Source organism: uncultured Thiodictyon sp., assembly GCF_903828115.1.
In the GTDB taxonomy this organism is placed as follows: Bacteria; Pseudomonadota; Gammaproteobacteria; order Chromatiales; family Chromatiaceae; genus Thiodictyon.
Genome location: NZ_CAIKKU010000026.1, coordinates 1 through 7,626, shown reverse-complemented (window position 1 = coordinate 7,626; position 7,626 = coordinate 1). Strand labels below are relative to the sequence as shown.

Here is a 7,626-nt window from a genome sequence, read left to right as displayed (position 1 = left end):
GGCAGCGAAAGAATCCGGGGCACGACGATAATCTCGACAACGACAACGACAACGACAACGACAACGACAACGACAACGACAACGACAACGACAACGACAACGACAACGACAACGACAACGACAACCGCGCTGGTAGCATTCTCTAATGGACTTGTTTAACCTATCAGTGAACCCTTCCTCAGCCCATGCCCACGATCAAGGATACCCGCGTCCCCCGCGCCAGCCGGCTTACGGTGAGTTCGCCCCCCAGCTCGCGTGCACGGCTGTGCATATTGCCCAGGCCGCGCCCCTGCGCCACCGCTTCCGGGATACCGATGCCGTCGTCCGTGACGGCGACATGCAATTGCCCGTCCGCGCGATAGACGGCCTGCAGCGCGATATGACCGGCGCGGGCATGTTTGAGCCCATTGCTCAATGCCTCCTGCATGATGCGCAGGAGTTGCAGGATCAGCCGTTGCGCGAGTGGCGGACAGGCGTCCAGCTCGATCTGCCAGTCGACGCGAATGGGCTGCTCGGCCAGGCGCCCCTCGCAGCGATAGCGCCAATCGACGATGGCGTCGCGCAGGCTGCCCGCCTCGTTGCTCATGGTGTCGACGACCAGATAGAGGTCGTCGAGGCATTCCTGCAGCAGGATCGCGACTTGCGCTTGGGTCAGCTCGCCGCTCTCGATGCGCAGGCGCGCCCCGGCCAGTTGCGAGCCGAAGCCGTCGTGCATGTCCTGCAACAGGCGTTCGCGCTCGGCCGTGCGCGAACGTTCCACCTCGGCGGCGGTGAGGCGCTCATACGCCTGTTTCAATGCCTGCTCGCGCTCGGCGACCCGGTCTTCGAGCGACTGGTAGAGTCGGGCGCTATCGATGGAGATCGCCAGTTGACCGCATAGCAGCGACAGGGTCTCTACCTGGCCGACGGGAAAGGCGGCACGATATAACCGATTCTCCAGGATCAGGAAGGCGCCGATCCGACCGTGCAGCAGCACCGGCAGGCCCAGCAGCGAACACAGGGGCAATGCAGCAAAGTGTGGATCGGCCTTGAACCGGCTGTCGATCACCGCGTCGTCGCAGATCACGGGCGCCTGGGTGCTGAGGCCCAGCCGCAGGACGCCGGCGGGCAGGACCCGCCGCTCCTTGGCCGCGTGCAGCGTCATCCGTTCCAACCGCTCGGCGCCCCGCAGCCCGCCTTCCAGATGCCAAGCGCCCGTTGCGTCTCGCAGCAGCAGTTGGACATCGGTGGCCCCGGTCAGTTGGCCCAGGAGCTCCGTCACGCGTGCTACCAGTTGCGGCAGCGAGCGTTCCGATGCCAGCACCTGTGAGGCCCGCAGCAACGCCTCCTGGTTCAGTGCGTCGTGGCGTCGCTCCCCGGCGCCGACCGCGCGGCTGGGGCCCAAGAAGGGCAGTTCGTCCAGCATCGTCTGGGCCTTGCCGGTGGCACCCCACTCGCGATAGAGGGCTTGCGCCTGCGCGAGCAGCGCCCGCGCGGCGTGCTCCAGCCCGTGGCGCAGGTAGCAGTGTCCAGCCCGCTCGGTGATCAGGGCCTGGTGCCAGGGGCGCCGGTGGGCCTGCGCCTGGCGCATGGCCTGCTCGAAGGTCTCGAATGCCAAGGCGCCGTGCCCCAGCGCGTCCAGCCGTTCGGCCTCCACCAGGGCGTGAAGATGACCGAAATTCATCGGCGCCGCCGCGGCGCGGGCCGCCAGCCAGGCCTGGTTGATGGCGAGCCGCTCGAGCAGGGGCGCACGCGCGGCGGCGCTCGTCTCCCGGACCCGCCGGGCGAGCGTCAGGGAGTGCAACAGGTTGATCAGGGCCGTCGCATAGTCAGACTGGATCGCCGAACTGAGTTCCACGGCCGTCTCCACATGGTGGGCCAGCGCCGTATCGTCGTTGAAGAGGCAGGCCGCCAGCGCCCGATGAGTATGGAAAAAGGCGAGCGGGATCGGATCGCCCTGCAGGGCCGTCTGGTGTGCCTGCTCATCGAACTCGGCGTCGTTGAAACTGCCCGGGGCAGCGGTCTCGCCCCTGAGCGTGCGGACCAGTTGTCGGTAAGGCAGATAGGATTTCTCGGCCGTGGTACTCCCGGTCTTGCGCGTGAAGCGCAACGCGGCGGCGGTCTCGGCCTGGAGCTCGGCGAGCTGGGCGCCGGTGTCCAGTAAGGCGGCCTGCGACGCATAGAAGGTGAACGAGGCTATTTCCAGGTCGCCGGCTCGCAGCAATTCCCTGAATGCCTGGTGTGCGTGGGCAACATCCTCTTCCAGGGGATTGCACCAATGCCCGATATGATTCGTATAGACGAACAGGCCGCGCGCCGTTTCGCGGCTGCCTTCCCGTGTCGTGCCCACCTGCAAGGCGATCCCGGCCAGGCGTTCGGCGGTCGTGAAATCCCCGCGCAAGATAATGATGGCCACGCACGCGCAGACCAGGCCGTAGATGTTCTCGGCACAATAGCCGTTTTCGATCCAGAGCCGCGCGACCCGCAGTGCCAACCAGGTCGTAAGGACCGGATGACTGGAACTGCAGTGGGCCGCGGGGATCATGTGGTTCAAGAGTTTGGCGGCACCCACGAGGCGTTGGTCCGTCAGGTCGCGGCCCTGCGGCAGGTGCTCCAGCGCACCGGCCGCGACCTGCTGATAGAAGGACTCAAGCTCCCGCGTAAGCGCGCTCCCGGTGGAGGCGGGGGTTCCCGGGTCAGCGGTGTCCGACCGGAAGATATCCGATGGCAGGTCGCGATAGTCCCGGAGGCTCCGCTCCAGATCCGCGCGCGGGACCGGCATACCGAGTCGCGCCAAGAGTTCGCATCCCAGCACGATGGCTTCATCGTAGAGTGTGCGATTGAGCAGATTCGCTATCTGGGTGGCGGTTGGATCGACCAGCAGCAGCGGGGATGAGGTATTGGCGGCGAGCTGGGCATAGATTGCGTCGGCCTCGCGCTGACGGGCTTGACTGAATAGCACGAGGTGTAACTCGGCATGAAGGCCGAAGGCGGCGCCGTGCTCGCGCTGCCAGGCGTCCGCGGCCAGCAAGTCGACGCCTAAGCGCAGCAGGCGCTCCGCGGTGGCGTAGTCACCGGCCTGGCGGGCCCCGACGGCCGCCGCGAGCAACAGGTCCCGGGCGCGGGCCCGCTCCACGGGCTCGACGATCAGCGGCGCCGCGGCGGCATAGTGCAGGGCGGCGTCGAGGCGGCGGGGCGGGTCGTTTTCGGCCTGGGCGAAACGCCGGGCCATGGCCAGATGCAGGCGGCTGCGCCAGGCGTCGTCGCGCCTTTGCTGGACCGCCTGCTGCATCCGGTCGTGGCAGAACCGCAGGGCCGCCGCGGGGTCGGCCCGCTGCAACGCGAGCGCGCTGGGCGTGATGAGAATACCCCGTTCCAGCGCGGGCAGGAGCCGCCCGCTCAGGGTTTCCGGGTCGGTGCCGGTCGCCAGCGCAAGCAGGCCTAGGGTGCACTCGTTGCCCAGACAGGCGGCTGCCACCAGCGCCTCCGCGGTCGCGCTCGCCAGGTCGCTCAACCCGGCGGCGAGGAGGTCCACCACATTGTCGCTGACCGGACGGGCCAGGAGGCTCGCGGTGTCCCAGTGCCACCGACCGCGTCGCGGGTCAGGACGCAGGGCCCCGCCGCGGTGCAGTTCATTCACCAAGGCGATGGTAAAGAAGGGGTTGCCGTCGGTCTTGGCGAACAGGGCGGTGGCCGGCGGCTGTGCCTGCGCCGGTGCAATGTGCAGCATGTCGGCGAGCAGCGCGTCGAGGTCCGGCGGCGTCAGGCCGGCCAGGGTCAGCACCACCGGCGGCGTCCCCGCTGCGGTCGGTTGGCGCAGCCGGTGCCGGAGCGGATGGGTGCCATCCACCTCGTTGTCGCGATAGGCACCGATCACGAGCAGGCCCGCCAGGGCCGCGTCCTCCAGCAGGGCGCCGACGAAGTCCAGCGACGGCGCATCGGCCCATTGCAGGTCGTCGAGAAACAGCACCAGGGGCCGCGTCGGCGCGGCCACCTGGCGCACCAGGGCCACCAGCAGGGCGCGCAGGCGCCCTTGCGCCTCCAGCGGGCCGATCCGCGGGGCGGGCGCTTGCGGACCGAGTAGGGCCTCCAGTTCCGGCAGGACCTCCAACAGCGCGCCGGCATCCGGGCCGAGGCCCGCCAGGATCCGCTCGCGCCAGGCCGCCACCGCCGTTTCGGACCCGGCCAACAGCAACTGACACAGGTGACGCAGGCACTGGGATGGGGCCAGCAAGGGCCGGTCCCGTTGGAACTGCTCGCACTTGCCGCTGATGAAAAGGCCGTTGGCCAGGGTCACCGGGCGGTGCAACTCGCGGATCAGTGCCGTCTTGCCGACCCCCGCATAGCCCGCGACAAAGAGCCCCTGGGTACCGCCATCGGCGACCCGGGCGAAGGCCGCGGTCAGCGTCGCCAACTCCGCGTCGCGTCCGTGCAGACGCCGGGGCGGGCGCGGCGCCAGCGGCAGGTCGCGCGAGCGCAGCGGCACCGCGTCCAAATCCGCCCGCTCGTTGAAGGCCCGGCGCAACCGCGCCAGATCGTAGGCGAGGCCCGCCGCACTCTGGTAGCGCTCGTCGGGCTCCTTGGCGAGCAACGCCAGGATCAGTTCGGACAGACGCGGCGGCAGCCAGGTCGCCCGCTCCTGCGGCGGCGGCGGGGAGCGCGCCAGATGGGCATGGATCAGGCCCAGGGTGTCGGTCTCCTCGAATGGCGGGGCGCCGGTCGCCAGGGCGTACAGGACGGCGCCAAGCGAATAGAGGTCGGTGCGGTAATCCACCGGTCGGTTCATTCGCCCGGTCTGCTCGGGCGACAGGTAGGCGAGCGCTCCGGGCAGGCGATCCAGGGGATCGAATCCCGAGCGGTCCTCGGCAAAGGTGGCGGCCAAGTCGAAGCCGATGATCTGCACCCGCAGGTCATCGGGCCGAATCAGGATCTTGGCGGGGTTCAGGTCGTGGTGGATGACGCCGCGTCCGTGGTACCGCGCCACGGCGCGCGCCAGGGCCAGGGCCAGCGCGAGGAAGCGTCCCAGGTCGGGGTTCCCCAAGAGGCCGGGGCTTCCCAGCGGCACGCCGCCGAAGTCGGCGACCCTGAGTTCCGCGGTGGCCGGGTCGCCGGGCAGCAGGCGCGGACAGCCGGCCAGGCCCTGAAGCCGCTCCAGGATCCGCCGCTCGTTCGGCCGCACTGGGCGGGCGGCGAGCGCGGCGCCGTCGCCCTGGCCGCTCTGGGTTCCCGGCGCGTCGGCCGGTGGCTCAAGCACGCGCCGCACCCGCGCCCGTACCCGGCGCCCCCAGCACGGTCCGATTGCGACCCTGGGCCTTGGCTCGGTATCGGGCCTCGTCCGCCAGCCGCAGCAGCGTCTCGGGCCGCGTCTCGGGCGTGGGTCCCAGCGCGGCGACCCCGATGCTGACGGTGACCCGGCCAAACGACGATGCGGCATGGGGCAGGGCCTGGGCCTCCAGGGCGGCGTGGATCGACTCGGCGAGGCGCAGCATGCCCGCGGCATCGGTGTCCGGGGCGATGACCGCGAACTCCTCGCCCCCGTAGCGCGCGGCCAGGTCGCTGATCCGGTGGGCCTGGGCACCCAGCACACCGGCGAGTGTGCGCAGACACTCGTCGCCGGCCTGGTGGCCGTAGCGGTCGTTGTAATTCTTGAACCAATCCACGTCCAACATCGCGAGCCCCAGGGGCCGCCGCGATCGGGAGGCACGCCGCCACTCGGCGGGCAGCGCCTCTTCCGCCCGTCGGCGCTCGGCGATTTCCGCCTCGGAGCGCCGGATCGCCTCCGAGAGCAGCCGGTTGGCCTCCGATAGCTCGCCGGTGCGCTGCGCGACCTTGTGTTCGAGTGACTGGTAGAGCCGGGCGTTTTCGAGCGAAATCGCCAACTGCCCGCACAGCATGGACAGGGCCTCGATGCGCCCGGCGGTAAAGGCGGCGCGCAACAGCCGATTCTCCAGGATCAGAAAGGCCGTGGCCCGCCCCTGGACGGACACCGGCAGGGCCAGCAGCGAACAGAGCGCAAGACCGGCGAAGTGCGGATCGGCCGCGAAACGGCTGTCGCTCACCGCATCGTCGGACACCACGGGCGCCAGCGTCTTCAGGCCCAGTCGCAGCACCGTCGCGGCAATGCCGCGTTGCGCCTCGGCCGCGGCGCGCGTCATGCGCGCCAGCGGTTCGGCCCCCCGCAGGGCTTCGTGGTCCAAGGCGTCGCCCAGGCCGGCCCCGCGGCCGTCCGGCCCGCTCGGCGCACCGGGGTCGATGAAGGGCAGGGCCGAGCGCATCGCCCGCGCCTTGCCCGCGGCGCCCCAGTGCCGATAGAGGTCGGTGCGGTAGTCGACCGGCCGATTCATCCGCCCGGTCTGCTCGGGCGACAGGTAGGCCAGGGGGGCGGGCAGGCAACTCAGGCGGTCGAACCCCGGGCGTTCCTCGGCAAAGGTGGTGGCCGACTGGACCTCGCTGAACTGCACCCGCAGGTCGTCAGGACACACCAGGCAGCCGGCCGGGTTCAGATCATTGAGGATGACACCGCGTCCGTGGACCCCCGCCAGGGCCTGCGCCAGGTTTTCGGCCAAGGCGAGGAAGCGTTCCAGATCGACGGTGCCCAGGAACCCGGAGGCGCCGAGTGCAACACCGTCGAAGTCGGTCACGGCCAGTTCCGGCTTGGCCGGGTCGTAGCGCACCAGGTGCGGACAGCCGGCCAACCCCCGCAGGCGTTCCAGGATCTGCTGCTCGTTGTGCAGTGCGGACCTGGCGGCATCCAGGTCACCGTCAGCGCGGCCCTGCTTGACGAGCAGTGGGCCGGCCGCCGGATCGCGCACGCGCAGCACCCGCTGGTCGCGCCCCTGGTAGACCTCCGTCGCGTTGGCATCAGGGTTGGACATGGGTCAAGCGGTGGCCAATGGTGGTGTGGTCACAGCGGCACGCGCTCGTACATTTCGCGCAGGAGCAGCCGACAGCCCACCGCGGGCAGGTCGATCGTGTCGTCGCGGCTGCGGTATTCGGTCAGCAGCCAGCGGCTGGCGGCCTCACGCGCGTAATGCTCCACCCGGCATTCGGTTTGCGCGACCAGCAGATAGTCCTGCAAAGACGGCAGGGTGCGGTAATGCCGGAACTTGGCACCGCGATCGTACTGTTCGGTGGAGTCGGACAGCACCTCGATGATCACCACCGGATTGAGCAGCGTATCGACCTCAGCGTCCTCGAATCGGGGTTCGGCGCAGGCGGCCACGATGTCCGGATAGGTGTACATGCCGGTCTCGCTGACCTTCACGCGCATATCGTTGTTATAGACCTCGCAGGGTTTACCACGCAGTTGGGTGTGCAGACTGGCGGCGATATTGAGGCACACCAGATTATGTTCCCGGCTCGCCCCGGTCATGGCGAAAATCTCGCCGTCGAAGAACTCGTGGCGGGTTTCCTGTCGGCGTTCCCAGGCCAGATAGTCCTGCGGTGTGAGACGCGGTTGCGGCTGTGGGTTCATAGAAACGGTCTCGTAAATACGTTCGACGATGTTCGTGGGCTTGCCCTCATGCGGGGTAGCCGTTCAGAGACCCGGCATTGGAGCCGGCAGCGGAGCGGCCGCGCGACCGGCGCGGCGCTCAGCGATTACGCCGGCCAGATAGGGCCACGGCACCTGGCCGCGCTGGCGACAGG

3 protein-coding genes are annotated in these 7,626 nt (G+C 69.3%); all 3 read right to left on the bottom strand.

What is annotated here, in order from left to right; all coding sequences use genetic code 11:
- Positions 1-178: 178 nt before the first annotated feature.
- Genes QZY48_RS00920 through QZY48_RS00910 form a run of 3 tightly spaced genes read right to left on the bottom strand, consistent with a single transcriptional unit; the run spans position 179 to position 7,453 of the window.
- A complete protein-coding gene (locus QZY48_RS00920; protein WP_295426561.1) occupies positions 179-5,233 on the bottom strand; it encodes an AAA family ATPase in 5,055 nt (1,684 codons plus the stop codon).
- Positions 5,226-6,854 (bottom strand): diguanylate cyclase, encoded by a 1,629-nt coding sequence (locus QZY48_RS00915; protein WP_295426559.1) that lies wholly within the window; start codon positions 6,852-6,854, stop codon positions 5,226-5,228. Before QZY48_RS00915 ends, QZY48_RS00920 begins: the two co-directional genes overlap by 8 nt.
- Before the next feature lie 29 nt (positions 6,855-6,883).
- Positions 6,884-7,453 carry a Uma2 family endonuclease gene (locus tag QZY48_RS00910; RefSeq protein WP_295426558.1) on the bottom strand — a complete coding sequence of 190 codons (570 nt, stop codon included), beginning with the start codon at positions 7,451-7,453 and terminating at the stop codon, positions 6,884-6,886.
- Positions 7,454-7,626 lie beyond the last annotated feature (173 nt).

Excerpts from the sequence above, each read along its gene's own strand:
- QZY48_RS00915 (WP_295426559.1), bottom strand. The coding sequence starts at position 6,854 with ATGTCCAACCCTGATGCCAACGCGACGGAGGTCTACCAGGGGCGCGAC.
- QZY48_RS00910 (WP_295426558.1), bottom strand. The coding sequence starts at position 7,453 with ATGAACCCACAGCCGCAACCGCGTCTCACACCGCAGGACTATCTGGCC.